16 protein-coding genes are annotated in these 18580 nt (G+C 63.6%); 9 read left to right on the plus strand and 7 right to left on the minus strand.

From position 1 onward, the window contains the following. Positions 1-190: 190 nt before the first annotated feature. Positions 191-730: a GNAT family N-acetyltransferase gene (locus AB1A62_RS10445; RefSeq protein WP_366661428.1), complete on the minus strand. Its 540-nt coding sequence runs from the start codon at positions 728-730 to the stop codon at positions 191-193. Between the two features lie 118 nt (positions 731-848). Here AB1A62_RS10445 and AB1A62_RS10450 point away from each other — a divergent pair, with 118 nt between their 5' ends. Further along, positions 849-2474, plus strand: coding sequence for a sulfatase-like hydrolase/transferase (locus tag AB1A62_RS10450; protein WP_366661429.1), 1626 nt, complete (start codon positions 849-851; stop codon positions 2472-2474). A gap of 120 nt (positions 2475-2594) precedes the next feature. On the opposite strand, the gene AB1A62_RS10455 is transcribed toward AB1A62_RS10450, so the two are convergent. Together AB1A62_RS10455 and AB1A62_RS10460 are read right to left on the minus strand one after the other, a co-directional pair. After that, positions 2595-3950 (minus strand): aspartate aminotransferase family protein, encoded by a 1356-nt coding sequence (locus AB1A62_RS10455; RefSeq protein WP_366661430.1) that lies wholly within the window; start codon positions 3948-3950, stop codon positions 2595-2597. 43 nt (positions 3951-3993) lie between these two features. Then, on the minus strand, positions 3994-4773 hold the full coding sequence (locus AB1A62_RS10460) for an IclR family transcriptional regulator (RefSeq protein ID WP_366661431.1): 780 nt from the start codon (positions 4771-4773) through the stop codon (positions 3994-3996). A gap of 615 nt (positions 4774-5388) precedes the next feature. Between AB1A62_RS10460 and AB1A62_RS10465 the strand changes: the two genes are divergently transcribed. After that, positions 5389-7482, plus strand: a complete 2094-nt coding sequence (locus AB1A62_RS10465; protein WP_366661432.1) for a 3-hydroxyacyl-CoA dehydrogenase NAD-binding domain-containing protein — start codon at positions 5389-5391, stop codon at positions 7480-7482. A gap of 127 nt (positions 7483-7609) precedes the next feature. On the opposite strand, the gene rpe is transcribed toward AB1A62_RS10465, so the two are convergent. Next, a complete protein-coding gene (gene rpe / locus AB1A62_RS10470) occupies positions 7610-8299 on the minus strand; it encodes a ribulose-phosphate 3-epimerase (protein WP_366661433.1) in 690 nt (229 codons plus the stop codon). A gap of 215 nt (positions 8300-8514) precedes the next feature. Between rpe and phnC the strand changes: the two genes are divergently transcribed. The 5 genes from phnC to AB1A62_RS10495 all read left to right on the plus strand — a co-directional run bounded on the left by phnC (position 8515) and on the right by AB1A62_RS10495 (position 13299). Then, on the plus strand, positions 8515-9333 hold the full coding sequence (gene phnC / locus AB1A62_RS10475) for a phosphonate ABC transporter ATP-binding protein (protein ID WP_366661434.1): 819 nt from the start codon (positions 8515-8517) through the stop codon (positions 9331-9333). Between the two features lie 65 nt (positions 9334-9398). After that, positions 9399-10301 carry a phosphonate ABC transporter substrate-binding protein gene (phnD, locus tag AB1A62_RS10480; RefSeq protein WP_366661435.1) on the plus strand — a complete coding sequence of 301 codons (903 nt, stop codon included), beginning with the start codon at positions 9399-9401 and terminating at the stop codon, positions 10299-10301. Positions 10302-10414: 113 nt separating this feature from the next. Then, positions 10415-11284, plus strand: coding sequence for a phosphonate ABC transporter, permease protein PhnE (gene phnE, locus AB1A62_RS10485; RefSeq protein ID WP_366661436.1), 870 nt, complete (start codon positions 10415-10417; stop codon positions 11282-11284). Continuing rightward, positions 11281-12654, plus strand: a complete 1374-nt coding sequence (gene phnE, locus AB1A62_RS10490; RefSeq protein ID WP_366661437.1) for a phosphonate ABC transporter, permease protein PhnE — start codon at positions 11281-11283, stop codon at positions 12652-12654. The genes phnE (AB1A62_RS10485) and phnE (AB1A62_RS10490) overlap by 4 nt, the downstream gene beginning before the upstream one ends. A gap of 30 nt (positions 12655-12684) precedes the next feature. Continuing rightward, entirely contained in the window at positions 12685-13299 is a 615-nt protein-coding gene (locus AB1A62_RS10495; RefSeq protein WP_366661438.1) for a chloramphenicol acetyltransferase, read from the plus strand. A gap of 226 nt (positions 13300-13525) precedes the next feature. On the opposite strand, the gene AB1A62_RS10500 is transcribed toward AB1A62_RS10495, so the two are convergent. Then, positions 13526-14596 (minus strand): Mrp/NBP35 family ATP-binding protein, encoded by a 1071-nt coding sequence (locus AB1A62_RS10500; protein WP_366661439.1) that lies wholly within the window; start codon positions 14594-14596, stop codon positions 13526-13528. A 236-nt stretch (positions 14597-14832) separates the two neighbouring features. After that, positions 14833-15861, minus strand: coding sequence for a type I glyceraldehyde-3-phosphate dehydrogenase (gap, locus tag AB1A62_RS10505; protein WP_366661440.1), 1029 nt, complete (start codon positions 15859-15861; stop codon positions 14833-14835). 144 nt (positions 15862-16005) lie between these two features. On the opposite strand from gap, the gene AB1A62_RS10510 reads away from it, so the two are divergent. Together AB1A62_RS10510 and AB1A62_RS10515 are read left to right on the plus strand one after the other, a co-directional pair. Continuing rightward, positions 16006-17010 carry a LacI family DNA-binding transcriptional regulator gene (locus AB1A62_RS10510; RefSeq protein WP_366661441.1) on the plus strand — a complete coding sequence of 335 codons (1005 nt, stop codon included), beginning with the start codon at positions 16006-16008 and terminating at the stop codon, positions 17008-17010. A gap of 145 nt (positions 17011-17155) precedes the next feature. Continuing rightward, on the plus strand, positions 17156-17371 hold the full coding sequence (locus AB1A62_RS10515) for a hypothetical protein (RefSeq protein WP_366661442.1): 216 nt from the start codon (positions 17156-17158) through the stop codon (positions 17369-17371). Positions 17372-17438: 67 nt separating this feature from the next. On the opposite strand, the gene AB1A62_RS10520 is transcribed toward AB1A62_RS10515, so the two are convergent. Next, positions 17439-18580 (minus strand): iron-containing alcohol dehydrogenase (locus AB1A62_RS10520; RefSeq protein ID WP_366661443.1); only part of this gene is annotated, 1142 nt, incomplete at its 5' end.

Raw genomic sequence — 18580 nt, forward strand, 5'->3', positions numbered from 1 at the left:
TAACGCAAAACGTCGTGTGACTGAAAAACTGTAACGAATTGATGCTGCGGCTGCCGGGAACTTGCCGCAGACAGGGGCTGCCGCCCGCCGCTGGCGCTTTGAAACGCATCGGGCCCAACGGGAGGAGGTCTTTCGCAAGAAGGATTGATGACGGGCGGGCGCGCGCCGGGTCAATCAGCCCGGACGCCCGCTATAGTGCGCGGAGCTGGAGAACATCGTTCGGGTACCGGCTGCCGCCGATCCAGAAATGGGTCTGGCCTGTCTTCTCAAAACCGTTCCGCAAATAAAACGAGATTGCGCGGGCGTTGTCCGAATTGCTGGTGAGCCAGGGGGCGTCCCAACTGCTGTCGCGGCAGTGCTGCAGCCCGGCCTGCAGCAGGCAAAGACCAATGCCGCGCCCGTGATGCCGCGGTTGGACATAGAGTGTCGAAATTTCGGTGCGGGATGCACCGCCGGCCGGGCTGGGGCGCCCGTGCGAGATCCGGACATATCCATCGATGCCATCCCGGTTCTGTGAGACCAGCAGGCGCTCGGCCGGGTTTTCAAGCACCGCTGCAAAATGCGCCGGAGTATACTGGCTGAGCACGTAGTCCGCGAAATGCCCGTTGATCCCGTTGCGCAAATAAGTGCCGGACCAGACCTCGACTGACAGGACTGCAAGGCTGGAGCAGTCGCCCATAGCGGCAGGGCGGATTGTGGTGGAGGCTGAACTTCCGGTCATGAATGCCATTGGGGAAAGAAAAGACTGGGGGCATAGTTCAGATGGCAGCGGAGGAGGTCAAGAAGATCCCCTCGCCAAAATTGCTTCACTTGTTTATTAATGTGCCAGCACTGAGCGGGAGGCGCCGATGAACATCCTCTATATCATGTTCGACCAGCTGCGGTTCGATTACCTCAGTTGCGCGGGCCACCCGCACCTGCACACTCCGCATATCGACGGGCTGGCCGCCAGGGGTGTGCGCTTCACCCGCGCCTATGTGCAGTCGCCCACTTGCGGCTCGTCGCGGATGTCGAGCTATACCGGGCGCTATCCCTCTAGCCACGGGGTGCAGTTCAACAGCTATCCTCTGCGTGTCGGCGAATGGACGATGGGCGACCATCTGCGCAAGGCCGGGATGGGCTGCCACCTGATCGGCAAGACGCATATGGTGGCGGATGCAGAGGGCATGCAGCGGTTGGGACTGGCGCCGGACAGCGTGATCGGCGTGCGCCAGTCGGAATGCGGCTTTGACCCCTGGGTCCGCGATGATGGGCTGTGGGCAGAGGGGCCGGACGGGTTCTATGACAGCAAGCGCAGCCCCTATAATGAATACCTGAAGAAGAAGGGCTATCCGGGTGAAAATCCCTGGAACGATTTTGCCAACGCCGGGGTGGAGGGCAATGATATCGCGTCCGGCTGGTTCATGGTCAATGCAGACAAGCCCGCTAATATTGCCGAGGAAGACAGCGAAACGCCCTGGCTGACCACTCAGGCGATGGAATTCATCGAACAAGCTGACGGACCCTGGTGCGCGCATCTCAGCTACATCAAGCCCCATTGGCCCTACATCGTGCCAGCGCCTTATCACAATATGTATGGGGTAGAACACGTGCTGCCCGTGGTGCGCTCGGAGGCGGAGCGCGAAGGCGCGCATCCAGTCTTTGATGGCATGATGAACAACCAGATCGGCAAGACCTTCAGCCGCGATGAGGTGCGGGAGAAGGTGATCCCCGCCTATATGGGGCTGATCAAACAGGCCGATGACCAGATGGGCCGGCTGTTTGCCTGGCTGGAGGAGACGGGCCGGATGCGGGACACGATGATCGTGGTGACTTCGGACCACGGCGATTACCTGGGCGATCACTGGCTGGGGGAGAAGAACCTGTTCCACGAACCGTCGATCAAGGTGCCGCTGATCATTTATGACCCGCGCGCGGAGGCCGACGTCACCCGCGGCACCACCTGCGACGAGCTGGTGGAGGCAATCGACCTGCTTCCGACTTTTCTGGAGGCCTCGGGCGGCGAGCCTGCGCCGCATATCTTGGAAGGGCGCTCGCTGATGCCCTTCCTGCGCGGCGAAAATCCTGCGTGGCGGGGCTATGCGGTTGCCGAATTCGACTACTCCACCATGCCGCTGTGTGAGAAGCTGGGTCTGGAACCCAAGGAAGCGCGCCTCTTCATGGTTGCCGACAAGCGCTGGAAGTTCATGCATGCCGAGGGCGGCCTCAGGCCGATGCTGTTTGACATGGAGAATGACCCGGATGAGCTGGTGGACCTGGCCAAGGGCGGCACCCACCAGGCAATCATTGATCTGATGTATGACAGGCTGCTGGAGTGGGGGCTCAGGATGTCGCAACGGATCACTCTGTCGGATGCGCAAATCAAGGCGCGCCGCGGCAAGTCCGGGCGCAAGGGCATCCTACTGGGGGTCTATGAGGCTGACGAGCTGGCGTCCGAACTGACCGAGAAATACCGCGGGCCGGTGCCTGAGTAGCCGTCCTTACTATTCACCTTTGGAAAATACTCCGGGGGAGCCCGCAGGGCGGGGGCGGCGCCCCCTTTCTGGCGGCGCCCGGCCCTGACAGCCCGGATGCAGATGTGTTTGGCGCTTGCGTCAGCTCACTGCCGCGAAGCCTGTGTCGAGCGCCGAGAGAATGGTGTCCGCTTCCGCCGCGCTCAGCACCAGCGGCGGCGACAGGATGATGTTGGGGCCGGAGACCCGCACCATCGCGCCGGCCTCATAGGCGACCTCCTGCAGCTTGCCGATAGTCTTCTTGTCCACGGCTGCCTTGGTGGCGCGGTCGGACACCAGCTCCAGCGCGCACATCAGGCCGTGGCCGCCGCGGACGTCGCCTATCAGCTCGTATTTCTGCTGCAGCGCCAGCAGGCCGTGGTGGATCTGGCTGCCGCGGGCGGCGGCGTTTTCCGGCACGTTCAGGCGCTGGGTTTCCGCAAGGCAGGCCAGGGCGGCGGCGGCGCCGACCGGGTGACCGGAATAGGTGTAGCCGTGGCCGATGGCCGCCTTGCTGGTAGTGTCCTTCTCGAATGTTTCCGTCAAATGGTCCGCGATCATCACCGCGCCAAAGGGGAAGTAACCGTTGGTGATCGCCTTGGCGGTGGCCATCATGTCGGGCTGCACGCCCCAGTGGCGTGAGCCGCTCCACGATCCGGTGCGGCCGAAGGCGGTGATCACCTCATCGGCGATCAGCAGGATGCCGTGCTTGGTGCAGATCTCGCGCACCCCGGGCATGAAGCTCTTGTGCGGCGGGATCACCCCGCCTGCGCCCAGGACCGGCTCCATGATGAAGGCAGCGATGGTGCCCGCCCCCTGGAAGGCGATCTCATCTTCCAGCGCCTGCAGGCAGAGTTGGGCCAGCCGCTCCGGATCTGTTTCGTTGAACGGGTTGCGGTAGGTGTAGGGGGCCGGGATGTGGTGGCAGCCGGGCAGCAGAGGCTCGTACTGGGTGCGGAAATTGGCATTGCCGTTCACCGAGGCGCCGCCCATGTGGGTGCCGTGGTAGCCCTTCTTGAGGCTCAGGAACTTGGTGCGGCCTTCCTCACCGCGGATCTTGTGGTACTGGCGCGCGAGACGCAGGGCGGTTTCCACCGAATCCGAGCCGCCGGAGGTGAAGAAGGCGCGGGTCAGCCCGTCGGGCGCGAAGAAGGTGCGCAGCTCCTCGGCCAGCTGGATCACCTGGTCGTTGGTGGTGCCGCGGAAGGTGGAGTAATAGGGCAGCACATCAAGCTGCGCGGCAATCGCGTCCTTCACCACTTGGCAAGAAAAGCCGAGGTTCACGTTCCACAGGCCGCCGACCGCATCGACCACCTCATGCCCGTCGATGTCGGTGATCTTGACCCCTTGAGCGGAGGTGATGATGGCGGGCGGATTGGCCAGGCTGTCACCCGGGTGCGCCATCGGGTGCCACAGGGATTTGGCGTTGTGTTCTTTCAGAAAGTTGGAGTCTTTCATGGGGCAGCTCCTGGATGCGGCCCGGTCCGGGCCGGTGAAGGGGTCAGGCGGTTTCGTCCTGCGGGTAGTTTGCGGGGGCGGAACCGCCGATGCGATGGGTGAGGGCGGCGCCCGCGCGGCGCAAGGCCGCGGGGATCAGCTGTTTCTGTTCCGCCGTCATGCGGGAGGCCGGCGCGGCCACCGCGAGGGCGCCGATCACCTTGCGGTCCGGGCCAAAGACCGGGACTGCGTGGGAATGCACGTCAGCCTCAAACCCGCCAACCGACACGGCAATGCCGCTGCTGCGGATGCCGGCCAGCTGGGCGCGGATTTCCTGCGGGTCGGTGACGGTTTCCGGGGTACGGGCCTCCAGCGGCTGCGACAGGACTTCCTCGGCGAAATCCGGATCGGCATAAGCCAGCACCACCATGCCGGAGCTAGTGCCGTGAAACGTCAGGACCTTGGCGTCCTCCATCATCACCTTGGTGGCGGTGCGCGGCGAATAGGCATGCGACAGCGAATTGAGCTGGCGGCCTTGCAAGAGCGACAGGTGGCTGGTCTCGCCGGTTTCGTCGCTGAGGTCGCGCAGCACCCGGCGCGAAACGGAGAGGATCGGAACCGCCGCCTCGCGCAGGGCCGCAAGGCGCAGAACCTGGGGGCCGAGCCGGTAGGAGCGATCGTCGCCGGCCTGTTCGACATAACCTGATTCCTGCAGTTCGCTCATCAGCCTGTAGACGGTTGCCTTGTTCATGCCGGACAGGCGAGTGAGGTCGCTGAGCCCGATCCTGGTCCGGCTGTGGTCAAAGTAAGTCAGTAAGGACAAGGCTTTGGATACCGTTCCCATGCTCTTGCCGATGCTCCCTGCTGGTTCCGGCGGATGCTGTCTGCGTGAGAAGACGCACAGCGATGCAATTGTGTTGGCAGAAAAGGACAGTGTCTGTCAATAAAAATTCAAACCATTGGTTTATATAGCGAACCGATCGGGGCCGAACGGAAGAATTGGGAGCTGAATATCGCTTCGAACGGCGCCGGTGTTGCGGCCGCGCTAGTTCCCGGCACTGCGGCGCAGGCCGGGGAGCCGGAAGAGCGGGGGAACTCCGCTTTGCCCCCCGTCGGCATGGGCGGGAGAGCTTGGCGAAGGGCGCCTTTGCTGCGGTGCCGGATGCTCTGTCAAAGCGCTGGAAATACTGGACGGCGGGACCGCCAGCGGGCTGATGAAAACCGGCTGACAGGCCTAGCGGCTGTGCTGACAGATAAGGTGTTTCAAAAAGTTTCCATTTCCCATTATTTCTGTTACGCAACTGTCGGCATGACAGGCTGCCGGAGGCCGTAAGCGCCGTGACGCGCGGTTTGCGGGCCTTCTGCTGTCATTGGGGCTTGGCGCCGGTCCGGCTGCCGTGCCTAATCTGTTTGGAGCCGGGCGCAGGCACTGCCCCCGCGGAAGAGAGAGGATGACCGGATGAGTGAAGCCATTGCATATGAGCGCGTCGGCGATATTGCCGTTCTGAAGGCGCAGAACCCGCCTGTGAACGCGCTGGGCCTTGATGTGCGCAAGGGGCTGCTGGACGGGATCGGGCGCGCCGAAAAGGAGGGCGCCAAGGCAGTGCTGATTTACGGTGAAGGCAGGACTTATTTTGCCGGTGCCGATATCCGCGAGTTCGGCAAGCCGCCGCAGGAGCCCTATCTGCCGGGCCTGTGCAGCCGGATTGAAGCGTCGCCGCTGATCGTGGTCTCGGCCATGCATGGCACGGCGCTGGGCGGCGGGCTGGAGGTGGCCTTGTCCTCGCACTACCGTATTGCGGTGCCTTCGGCCAGGATGGGTCTGCCTGAGGTCAACCTGGGCATCTTGCCCGGCGCCGGCGGCACCCAGCGGCTGCCGCGGTTGGCCGGGACCGAAGCGGCGCTGGAGATGATCACCACTGGCCGCCACATCGGCGCGGCGGAGGCGCTGGACAAGGGCATCATCGACCGTATCGAAGACGGTGAGCCGCGCGAGATTGGCCTCACCTATACGCAGGAGCTGCTGGATGCAGCCGCGCCGCGCCGGGCCGTCGGTGAAATGGCTGCGCCGGAACCGGTGGATTTCGATGCGGTCTATGAGGCCACATTGAAGAAAGCCCGCGGACAGCTGTCGCCGGCAACGGCGGTGCGGGCAGTGCAGGCGGCGGTCGAGGCGGAGAGTTTTGAGGCGGGTCTCAAGCGCGAGCGCGCGCTGTTCACGGAACTGATGGAGTCGGATCAGCGGCAGGGCCTGATCCATGCCTTCTTCGCGGAGCGCGCGGTCAGCAAGCTGCCGGAGCTGGAAGGTGTTGAACCCCGTGACGTTTCCGCAATGGGGGTGATCGGCGGCGGCACCATGGGAGCGGGCATCGCCACCGCGGCGCTGCTGGCCGGGCTGCACGTGGTGCTGATCGAGATGTCTAATGAGGCGGTTGCTGCCGCGCGCGGGCGGATTGAGGGCAATCTGCAGGGTGCGCTGAAGCGGGGCAAGATCTCCCAGGCGCAATATGAACAGCTGACCGGCGAGGCGCTGACCGTGGCCACGGATTATGCCGCTTTGGGGCAAGTGGACTTGGTGGTCGAGGCCGTGTTCGAGGACATGGGCGTCAAGCGCGAGGTCTTTGGCAAGCTGGATGCGCATTGCAAGCCGGGAGCGGTGCTGGCAACCAATACGTCCTACCTGGATGTGGATGAGATCGCCGCGGCGACCTCCCGCCCGCAGGATGTGATCGGGCTGCATTTCTTCTCGCCGGCGCATGTGATGAAGCTTTTGGAGGTCGTGGTGGCGGAGAAGACCGCGCCGGAGGTTCTGGCCACAGGCTTTGCCCTTGGCAAGCGGCTGAGGAAGGTCGCGGTGCGCTCCGGCATCTGCGACGGGTTCATCGGCAACCGGATCATGAACACCTACCGCAAGGCGGCAGAATATGTGGTGCTGGATGGGGCGTCGCCCTATCAGGTGGATAAGGTGGTGACCGGTTTCGGCTTCCCGATGGGGCCATTTTCAATGGGTGATCTGGCAGGCCTCGACATCAACTGGGCCGCCCGCAAACGCCGCGCGCCGACCCGTGATCCGCGCGAGCGGGTACCGCGCTTCTACGAGATGCTCTGCGAAGGCGGCGATTTCGGCCGGAAGACCGGCAAAGGCTTCTATGTCTACGAGGACGGTCCGCGGGGCGGCGGCGTGCCGAATCCGCAGGTGGCGGAGCTGATCGCCAAGGATCAGGAGCAGCAAGGTATCACTCCGCGCGCGTTCCCGGACGCGGAGGTTTTGCGCCGCTACATGTGCGCCATGGTCAATGAGGCCGCCAAGGTGGTGGGTGAAGGGATCGCGCGTCGCCCGCTGGACGTGGATATGGTGATGCTGTTCGGCTTTGGCTTCCCGAGGTTCTGGGGCGGGCCGCTGAAATGGGCCGACCTGCAGGGGCTGGACAGCATCCTGGCGGATATCCGGGCTTATGCGGTTGAAGATGACTTCTTCTGGCAGCCCGCGCCGCTGCTGGAGCAGCTGGTTGCCGATGGCAAGTCCTTCGATGATCTGAACAAGGGCGCATAAGCAGGCAGCCAGGGCATACAGACGCAGCCCGCCTAAAGAAAAGCGCCGCGCTGAAAGCGCGGCGCCCGGACCAACAAGAGCGGCGCATTTCAGGATGCGCCCTGCGATTGGCGGGAGTTCCCGTCGCTTACGTCCAGGTGCCTTCGGTGGCGGCGCGGATTTTGCGGATATTCTCGCCGTAGACTTCCGGGTTGTCCACCGAGCCGCCCTTGAACACCGCGGAGCCTGCGACCAGCACATCGGCGCCGGCCTCGGCCACCAGCGGCGCAGTGGTGGGATCGACACCACCGTCGATCTCGATATGCACCGGGCGGTCGCCGATCATCGCGCGCAGGCGGCGGATCTTGGCGGTCATGTCGATGAACTTCTGGCCGCCAAAGCCCGGGTTCACGGTCATGACGCAAACGAGGTCAGTGAGGTCCAGCAGGTGCTCAACGGCTTCGGCCGGAGTGCCGGGGTTCAGTGCGACGCCAGCCTTCATGCCGGCTGCACGGATCGCCTGCAGGGTGCGGTGGATGTGCGGGCCTGCCTCGATATGGGCGGTCAGCACATCGGCGCCGGCATCCGCATAGGCGTTGATGTAGGGATCAACCGGCGCGATCATCAGGTGCACATCCATCACCGTTTTGACATGCGGGCGGAACGCTTTCACTGCCTGCGGGCCGAAGGTGAGGTTCGGCACGAAATGCCCGTCCATCACATCCACATGGACCCAGTCGGCGCCCTGGGCTTCGATGGCCTGGATCTCCTGGCCGAAGTTGGCGAAATCGGCAGACAGGATGGAGGGGGCGATCTTGATCTTGCGGTCAAAGGACATCTGGCAGCTTCCTTTTGCGAACGGAATTGAGGAGTCGAAGGCCGTATAGACTGTCCGGCCCGCTGTGCACAGGGGCAGATTGGGCGGCAGGGCGGTTTCTCCGGACGGAACGCCTGCGGGTTGCGCCGGGCGGCGTTACAAAACTTTCACGGCAGTGACACATGAGCTTTGAGCAGGGCCGGTAGGCAATCCCGGAACGAGAAGGGAGCGCCCCGGTGCTGCGCATTGACAAACTGACCAAACGCTTCGGCGAAAAGATTGCGGTGGATTCCGCCACGCTGGACATCGACAAGCCCTGCATGATCGGCATCATCGGCCGCTCCGGCGCCGGCAAATCCACCCTGCTGCGGATGCTGAACCGGCTGGAGGACGCCAGCGGCGGCCGCATCCTGTTCGAGGGCCGGGAAATCACCGGACTGAAAGGCAGGGACAAGCGTGCCTGGCAGTCCGACTGCGCGATGATCTTTCAGCAGTTCAACCTGGTGCCGCGGATGGACGTTGTTTCCAACGTTCTGCACGGCACGCTGAACCGCCGGAATGCGGTGGCGACGCTGTTCAACCTGTACCCGATGGCAGATATTCACACGGCGATCGACATCCTGGACCGGCTGGGTATTGCCGAACATGCGGCCAAGCGGGCCGAAGCGCTGTCGGGCGGCCAGCAGCAGCGGGTGGCGATTGCCCGGGCGCTGATGCAGGATCCGAAAATCATCCTGGCGGATGAGCCGATTGCCTCGCTTGACCCGATGAACGCCCAGACAGTGATGGAGGCGCTGCGCCGCATCCACGAGGAAGACGGGCGCACCGTGGTTGCCAACCTGCACACGCTGGACACCGCGCGCCGCTATTGCGACCGGGTCGTCGGCATGCGTGACGGGCGCATCGTCTTTGACGGTCTGCCGGAGCAGCTGACCACCGGGGTGGCCCGCGAGATTTACGGCGCCGGGGAGGAATTCTCCGAGGCTGCCACCTCAACAGAGATCGAAACGCTGGAAAAGACGGACGCGATGCGCGCCGTCATTCCTGCCGAGTAACCCGTGAACCAGAATTCATCGACCCGGCGGGCTGCTCTGCCGGGACCCAACCGGAGAGACATGAGATGAAGAAACTGATTGCTGCCGTTCTGGCAACTACCGCACTGACCACCCCTGTTGCGGCAGAGGAAATCAAGGAATTCCGCATCGGCATTCTGGGCGGCGAGAACGCTCAGGACCGCCTGAACAACAACGAATGCCTGCGCGAATACACCGAAAAGGAACTTGGCGTCGAAACCAAGCTGTTTGCGCCTGCCGACTATAACGGTGTGATTCAGGGCCTGCTGGGCGGCACCATCGACATGGCCTGGCTGGGCGCGTCGGGCTATGCCAAGACCTATCTGTCCGACCCCGAAGCGGTTGAGCCGGTTCTGGTCAAGGTGAACACCGACGGCGGCTACGGCTACTACTCGGTCGGTTTCGCCCGCAAGGACAGCGGCATCGCCTCGCTGGAAGACCTGAAAGGCAAGACTTTCGGTTTTGGCGACCCGAACTCCACCTCGGGCTACCTGATCCCGTCGATCGAGATCCCGAACAAGATCAATGCCAGCATGGAGTCGGGCGACTACTTCGGCGAAGTGAAGTTCACCGGCGGCCATGAGCAGACCATCGTCGCTGTCGCCAATGGCGACGTTGATGGCGGCGTGACCTGGGCCGACGGCCTGGGCGAATGGGAAGACGGGTATCAGTCGGGCGCGCTGCGCCGTGCAGTGGATGCCGGCCTGGTAGACATGAACGACATGGTCGAAATCTGGAAATCGGCGCCGATCCCGGAAGGCCCGGTGGTGCTGCGCAAGGCGCTGCCGGCTGACGTGAAAGAGAAAATGACCGCGCTGATGGATAACCTCAGCGAGATCGACCGCGATTGCTTCTACGGTGTCGCTGCCGGTGAAGCCAAGAGCTTCGACCCGATCACACACGACGCCTATGAAGTGATCATCGAAGCCCGAAAACTGAAGTCCCAGTAATTTCAGCCCAGCACTCATTGAACTGAGCTCTGCGGGGTTCCGGGCTTGCCCGGGCCCCGCAATTCCCTCGATGGCCGCTGGTTTGGCCATCCCTCAAAGACCAGGACCCTTAGATGGCAGATCTGACGGCAGCCCGGCCCTCGGTGGAGGAGATCCGGGAGCATTATACCGCACACACCCAACGCAAGCGGCTGTATGGCGGTATTCTTCTTGCAGTTTTCGTGGCGCTGATGGTGGCAGGGTTCCGCACTGCGGATGACCGCAATGCTGGCTCCTTTGCCGACGGGTTCACCCGCATCTTCGACTACCCGTCCGAGGTTCTGGCAGAAGCCGCCGAAAAGGCCGCGCAGTTGCCCGGGCATCTGGTGCATTTCTTCCCGGCGCTGGTGGAAACCCTGAACATCGCCGCCGCCTCGACTCTGGTGGGGGCCGTGTTCGGCACCCTGCTGTCGCTGCTGGCGACACGCGGCATGGCGCCCTGGCCGGTGCTGATCCCCCTGTTCCGCCGCATCAGCGACATCTGCCGCGCAATACCTGAAATTGTCATCGCGCTGGTGCTGATCTTTGTGCTGGGCGGCGGGCCGGTGCCTGCGATGATTGCCATTGCCATCCACACCGCGGGCGCGCTGGGCAAGCTGTTTTCCGAGGTGAACGAAAACGCCTCGCTGAAACCGGTCGAAGGCCTCACTTCTGTCGGTGCCACCTGGGCGCAGCGGATGACGCTGGGAGTGTTCCCGCAGGTCGGCCCGAATTATGTGAGTTACGCGCTCTTGCGGTTTGAAATCAACATCCGCGCCTCCGCAATCCTCGGCTTCGTCGGCGCGGGCGGCATCGGTTACGAGCTGAAGAACGCCATGTCCTGGGGGCAGGGGCGCTACGATGAGGCCGCCGCGATTTTCCTCCTCCTCTTTGTCACAATCGTGGCCGTGGACCAGCTGTCCGGCCTCCTGCGTGACCGCCTGACTCATGGAGCGAAGGCATGACCACTTTTGACACCACATTAACACCGGCAGACCTCAAATCGGACGTCTCGCGGCTGTTCATGAAGAAGCGGCTTGTGAATTTCGCTCTTCCTGCCGCGGTGCTCGCCTATCTGGCATATGTGTTTGTCGCCTTCGATATGCCGGGGCTGTGGGAGCGTGCCAGCCTGGACAACGCGAAGACCTTGGTCAGCGACAGCTACAGCTACAAGACCCATGTCACCCGCGACAACCGTAGCGGCGAAGTCTCTGTGGCGATCGAAGGAGAGCGCAAGGGGGCCTATCCCGATGGCACGGCGGCGGACTGGGTGGCCCTGGGTGAGACCACGGTGATTGATCTGGAGGACGGCCACAGGGTCACTTTCGGACCCGAAACCATTGAATACGCCATCCCCGGCTATGGCACCGTACGCGCCACTCCGAGCCGCAGCGCAGGAGTGCGGGCTGAGCTGCCTGAAGGGGATGTTCCCGACTGGATCAATGTCTCCAAGAACCGCTTGGCCGTGACCACGGAGGCCGGCCGCCTGACCGTGACCCGCAACCGGGCCGAGGTGTTTCGATATTTCGCCGGGTGGGAGCTGTTCTTCTTTACTCTCGACAGCCCCTATTACGGCATGGGAGCGGGAGAGCTGCTGCACCGCGCAGCCACCGGCGAGGCGGGGGCGATTTTCCAGGAGTTCTGGACCAATAAGATGTGGCGCCATCAGGATGTGGCCTGGGCCATTGCCGAGACCCTGCTGATGGCCTTCCTTGGCACCATCGGTGCCGGCCTCATCGCGCTGCCGCTGGCCTTTGCCGCGACCCGCAATTTCATGCCGCTGCGCGGCATCCGCTTTGCCATGCGCCGCCTTTTTGACTTTGTCCGCGGCGTTGACTCGCTGATCTGGACGGTAGTGCTGGCCCGCGCCTTTGGCCCCGGGCCGCTGACTGGTGCGCTGGCGATCCTGGTGACCGATACCGGCACCTTCGGCAAGATCTTTTCCGAGGCGCTGGAAAACGTTGACCAGAAACAGATCGAGGGCGTCGTCTCCACCGGGGCCAAGCCGGTGCAGCGCTACCGTTTCGGGGTGATCCCGCAGATCACCCCGGTGCTGCTGAGTCAGCTGCTGTATTTCCTGGAATCCAACACGCGGTCTGCGACCATTATCGGCGCGATTACCGGTGGAGGCATCGGTTTGCTGCTGACACAGGCGATCATCACCCAGAAGGACTGGGAGGAGGTGGCCTATTACATCACCCTGATCATCCTGATGGTGATGCTGATGGACTGGTTCTCCGGCTGGCTGCGCCGCCGCTTGATCAAGGGCGAGGGCGGAAAGGCCCGGCGCAAGCTGGCCAAGGCGGAGAAAGGCAGCGCGTTCCTGCTGCCCTGACCCCGACCCGGATATTTGAAGAGGAAAATCATGCCCCGTTTGCAGGCCGAGGCGCCGTTTCTCCACCCGGATTGCACTATCACCGGCAGCAGCTTGGGCGCCTATGTCGAGATCGGTGCAGGCAGCCGGGTCGCGAATTCCGTGTTCGGCGACTACAGCTATTGCGACCGAACCTGCGATATTGCCAATGCGGAGATCGGCAAGTTCGCCAATATCGCCAGCAGTGTGCGGATCGGCGCCTCCGATCACCCGATGGAGAAGGCGTCCCTGCATCATTTCCTCTACCGCTCCGCAAGCTATTGGGACGACGCAGAGGATGACGCGGAGTGGTTCGCCTGCCGCGCCGGACGCACCGCGCGCATCGGCCATGATACCTGGATCGGGCATGGGGCTATGATCAAGCCCGAGGTTGCAATCGGCGATGGCGCGGTTGTGGCGTCAGGCGCCATCGTGACCAAGGATGTGGCACCTTACACAATCGTCGGCGGCAATACTGCCAAGGTGATCCGCCGCCGCTATTCCGAGGCGGTGGCCGAGCAGATGATGGTGCTGGCCTGGTGGCATTGGGACCATGAGGCATTGCGTGCGGCGCTGCCGGATTTCCGCCAGCTGCGGGCAGAGGAATTCCTGGAAAAATACGCCTGATCCGGCGGGGGGGGGGAGGCTCCCGCCTGTTCCTGGGCATTCAGAGAATGCCCGTCACAGTTGGGCATGGCGCCGCTGCGCGGCGAGATGGAACTGATGAGAAGCGCTTGAAAAGGCAATCTGCCCTTCAAGCGCGTTGTCCATTTTTGGTCTGCCAGCCCCGCCTCAAGGACGAACGGCGCTGCGCGCCGCCGCTGTGCGGCCCTTGCCCCAGGACTGGCAACAGTCAGGCGGCGCCTGCGTCGACCAGTTGGGTGGCGATGTCGAGGAAGACCTTGGCCTGGGCGCTGCCGGGTTTGGCCGCCACGATTGGCGTGCCGTTGTCGCCGGCCAGACGCACGTCGAGATGCAGCGGCACCTCACCCAGCAGCGGCACGTCGAGCTTCCTGGCTTCCTGCGCCACGCCGCCATGGCCGAAGACATGTTCCTCATGGCCGCAGTTGGAGCAGATATGGGTCGACATGTTCTCGATCATGCCGAGCACCGGCACATTCATTTTGCGGAACATGTCGATGCCCTTGCGCGCATCGATCAAGGCCACGTCCTGCGGGGTGGAGACCACGATGGCGCCGTCCACGCGGGTTTTCTGCGCCAGGGTCATCTGCACATCGCCGGTGCCTGGCGGCAGGTCCACGATCAGCACGTCCAGTTGCCCCCATTGCACCTGCAAGAGCATCTGCTGCAGCGCCCCCATCAGCATGGGGCCGCGCCAGATCACGGCCTGGTCTTCGCCGGTCATCAGCCCCATCGACATCATGGTGACGCCATGGTTGCGCAGCGGCAGGATGGTCTTGCCGTCGGGGCTGGCGGGGCGGCCGCTGACCCCCAGCATCTTTGGCTGTGAAGGGCCATAGACGTCGGCATCCAGCAGGCCGACCTTGCGCCCCTGCATCGCCAAAGCGCAGGCGATGTTGGCCGAGACGGTGGACTTGCCAACGCCGCCCTTGCCCGAGGCCACGGCGAGGATCCGCGCCACGCCCGGCACTTTCTGCGGTGCTTGCTGCTGGGGCTGTGCCGCTTTTTTGGGTTTCAGGTCCGGCGGTGCTTTCTCCGAATGGGCGGTCAGCATGGCTGATACCGTCTCCACCCCCGGCAGCGCTGCCACGGCCGCGTCGGCCTTGTCGCGCACGGTGCCGTAGGCCTCGGACTTGCCGGGGTCGATTTCCAGCACAAAGCGGACGGTGCTGCCTTCGACGCTTACGGCGCGGGCGATGCCTGCGCTGACGATGTCGCTGCCGCTGACGGGATCGGTGATGGTTTTGAGCGCCTCAAGGACGGTTTCACGGGTGACGGTCACGCCGGTCTCCTGTAGCTGATCATGTCTTGCGCCTGTTGTGGCGCAATTGGGCAGGTCATGCCAGCCGTACCCGGCCTGGAGTTTGATTTAGCACATCCTGGAGTCAGCTTTTTTGCCGGCTGGCCTTGTTGAAGGCTTTGAAGCCAAGCGCCAAAAGCTACAGCGCCGCGCGTCAGCGCGGCGCCGGGCCCAACGGGAGGAAGCCCATCGGACGGACGACGGGCGGGAGGAACCCGTCAGCTGGCCAAAGCCACCTCTGCGGATTTCATCACTGCGCCGATGCGGCGGCCGGTGTCCACCATGCGGTTGGAGAAGCCCCATTCATTGTCATACCAGCTGACCACCCGCACCAGCCCTTCGGCGGTGACGGCGGTCTGCGCGGCGGCAAAGCAGCTGGAATGCGGGTCGTGGTTGAAGTCGACGGAGACAAGCGGGTCTTCCTCGTAGGACAGAATGCCCTCCAGCCCGTTTGCAGCTGCCGCCTGCACCGCCGCGTTGACGGCCTCGACCGTGGCAGGGCGCTCCGGGACAAAGCTGAGATCCACCACGGAGACATTGGCGGTGGGCACCCGGATGGCCGAGCCTTCCAGCCGCCCCTTCAGATGCGGCAGCACCTCGGAGATCGCCCGTGCAGCCCCGGTGGACGTGGGGATCATCGACAGCGAGGCTGCTCGGGCACGGTAGAGGTCCTTGTGGCTGGTGTCGTGAGTCGGCTGATCACCGGTGTAGGCGTGGATGGTGGTCATATAGCCGGTTTTGATGCCAAAGGCCTCGTCCAGCACCTTGGCCAGCGGCGCCAGGCAATTTGTGGTGCAGGACGCGTTGGAGATAATCTCGTCCTCCGCCGTCAGATCCATGTGGTTGACGCCAAAGACCACGGTGCGGTCCGAATCCTTGCCCGGGGCAGAGATCAGCACCCGCTTGGAGCCGTTTTTCAGATGCCGCGCTGCCTCCTCGCGGGCGGTGAACAGGCCGGTGCATTCGTAGGCGATGTCCACATCCTGCCAGGGCAGCTCCTCCGGGTTGCGGATGGCGCTCAGGCGGATGCTGTGATGGCCCACGCGGATCAGGTCGCCTGCCAGGAATACCGGGGTTTTCAGGCGCCCGTGCACGCTGTCGTACTTCAGCAGATGCACCAGGGTTTCCGGCGGCGACAGGTCGTTGATGGCCACCACCTCGATATCCTTGGCATCGCTTTCAAGCAGCGCCCGCAGTACCCCGCGGCCAATGCGCCCGAATCCGTTGATTGCAATCTTCAGTGTCATCTCTGATCTCCGGCTGGTGTACCGGAACTTTCTCCGGTATCGATAACGGTTGCGATACCGATAGCGATAACGCTGACAAAAATCAACCCCCGTTGCAGCAGAGCCGCTCTTGCGGCTGCCCGCGATCTGCAGGAGCATGGGCGTATGACGAAGAAACTGCTTCTGAAAGACGTGGCCAAGCTGGCCGGTGTCAGCGAGATGACCGCCTCCCGCGCTTTGCGCGGTGCCCCGGATGTGTCCGCCAAGACCAAGGCGAAGATCGAGGAAATCGCCCGGGCCCACGGTTATGTTCCGAACCGGATTGCCGGTTCCTTATCCTCGCAATCGGTCAATCTGGTGGCGGTGGTGGTGCCCTCGCTTAACAGTTTTGTTTTTCCGGAGGTGCTCTCGGGGATTTCGGCCGTCTTGAAGGACAGCCCGCTTAAGCCGGTCGTGGGGGTTTCCGGTTATGACCTGGCTGAAGAGGAAAGTGTTATCCGCGAAATGCTGAGCTGGCGGCCATCGGGGCTGATCGTGGCCGGGCTGGAGCATACAGAGGCCACCCGCCGCATGCTGCAGCAGGCCGATTGCCCGGTGGTCGAGGTGATGGATGTGGACGGCGACCCGGTGCGTCACTGCGTCGGCATCTCGCATCTGCAGGCTGGCCGCGGCATGGCGGAGCAGATTCTGGCCCGCGGCTACCGGAAGATTGGCTTTATCGGCACCAAGATGCCGCAGGACTTCCGCGCCAGAAAACGCTTTGACGGCTTTACGGATGGGCTGGCGGCGCAGGGTGTTACGCTTGACGATATCGAGCATTACTCCGGTGAAAGCGCGATCCAGACCGGCCGGCAGCTGACGGCGCAGATGCTGGCGCGCAGCCCGGAACTGGATTGCATCTACTATTCCAGCGACGTGATGAGCGTCGGAGGGCTGATGCATTGTCTGGCCGCGGGCCTGTCCGTGCCGGGAGACATAGCGCTGGCAGGCTTCAACAATTTGCAGATACTGCAGGGTCTGCCGCTGCAATTGGCGACCACGGATGCCTGCCGCCATGAAATCGGCGAGCGGGCGGCGCAGATCATTCTGAAGTCGCGGGAACCGGGCGGCGTAGAGGGGCTGGTTTTCGACCGCCTGACGCCGGCAATCAGCCTGGGAGAGACGCTCTAGCCCGCCGCCGCTGCTTGCGGATGTGCAGCTGACGTCGCCGCGCAGCTATGCCTTCTGGCGATTTTCCTAGCTTTGACCTGCGCGCCGGGGCAACCTGAGGGCATGGTTTCAGTTCAGTGCGGGTTGGCCCGGAGGAGGAGTGCAGATGCCCAAGTACAATGACATGTTTGAGCTTTCGGTCGAGGATATGGACCTGATTGAAACCTCCTTGCGCCACACAAGGGATGCCCTGTCCGAAGCCCACCCTGCGGCGGGCAGTGCTGATGCGGAGACCCTGCGCCGGGTTCATGCACTGCTCGGGCGTTTGCACAATCAGAAGATTTTCTATTACCCCAAGGACCAAGTCTACGTCAGCGGCTGAGGCCGTGCCGCCAGGCCTAAGCGCTCTCCGCGGGGGAGGGCGCTGAGGCCTGGCAACAGGTCTTTGCTTACATTGCGGCCTTGAACAGCTGGGTGAGGTTTTTCTCGGTCAGTTCGATGGGGTTGCCGCCGCAGGAGGGGTCGGTGACGGCGCCTTTGACCAGCTCCGGGACCGCATCCGCGGTGACACCCAGATCGCCCAGCCCGCGCGGGATGCCCAAGGAGTCGTTCATCTCCTGCACGAAGCTGCGGAAGCCGTCGAAGCCGCCCCCGATGCCCAGATAAGCCGCGGCCATGCCGAACCGGTCGGCAATCGCGGAGGCGTTGAACTCCAGCACGGCGGGCATGCAGACCGCGTTGGTGGTGCCGTGGTGGGTGTTGAAATGCGCGCCGACCGGGTGGCTCATCGCGTGGATCGCGCCGAGGCCCTTCTGGAAGGCGGTGGCGCCCATCGCCGCTGCTGACATCATCTGGGCGCGGGCCTCGATATCAGTGCCGTCATTGTAGGCGCGGGGCAGGTAGTCCTTCACCAGGCGCATGCCCTCCAGCGCGATGCCTTGGGACATCGGGTGGTAATGGGGGCTCGAGAACGCCTCGACGCAATGGGCGAAGGCGTCCAAACCGGTGCCTGCAGTGATGAACCTGGGCATGCCGACGGTCAGCTCGGGATCGCAGATCACCACCGCGGGCAGCACCTTGGGGTGGAAGATGATCTTTTTCTGGTGGGTGACGCTGTCGGTGATCACGCTGGCGCGGCCCACCTCGGAACCGGTGCCTGCGGTGGTCGGCACCGCGATGATCGGCGCGATGGCATCGGCATCGGCGCGGGTCCACCAGTCGCCGATGTCCTCGAAGTCCCAGACCGGGCGGGTCTGGCCCGCCATGAAGGCGACCATCTTGCCGAGATCCAGGCCGGAGCCGCCGCCGAAGGCGATCACCCCGTCATGGCCGCCTGCGTTATAGGCGGCAACGCCTGCCTCCAGGTTCTTCTCATTCGGGTTCGGGTCGACCTCGGAGAACATCGCCCGCCCCAGGCCCGCCGCTTCCAGGATGTCCAGGGTCGATTGGGTGACCGGCAGATCGGCCAGCCCCTTGTCGGTGACCAGCAGCGGCTTGGTGATGCCGGCGGCGGCGCAGGCGTCCGCCAGTTCCTTGATCCGGCCTGCGCCGAACTTGATTGCGGTCGGGTAGGACCAGTTTCCAACGAGAG

Source organism: Leisingera sp. JC11, from assembly GCF_040704725.1.
Classification (GTDB): domain Bacteria; phylum Pseudomonadota; class Alphaproteobacteria; order Rhodobacterales; family Rhodobacteraceae; genus Leisingera.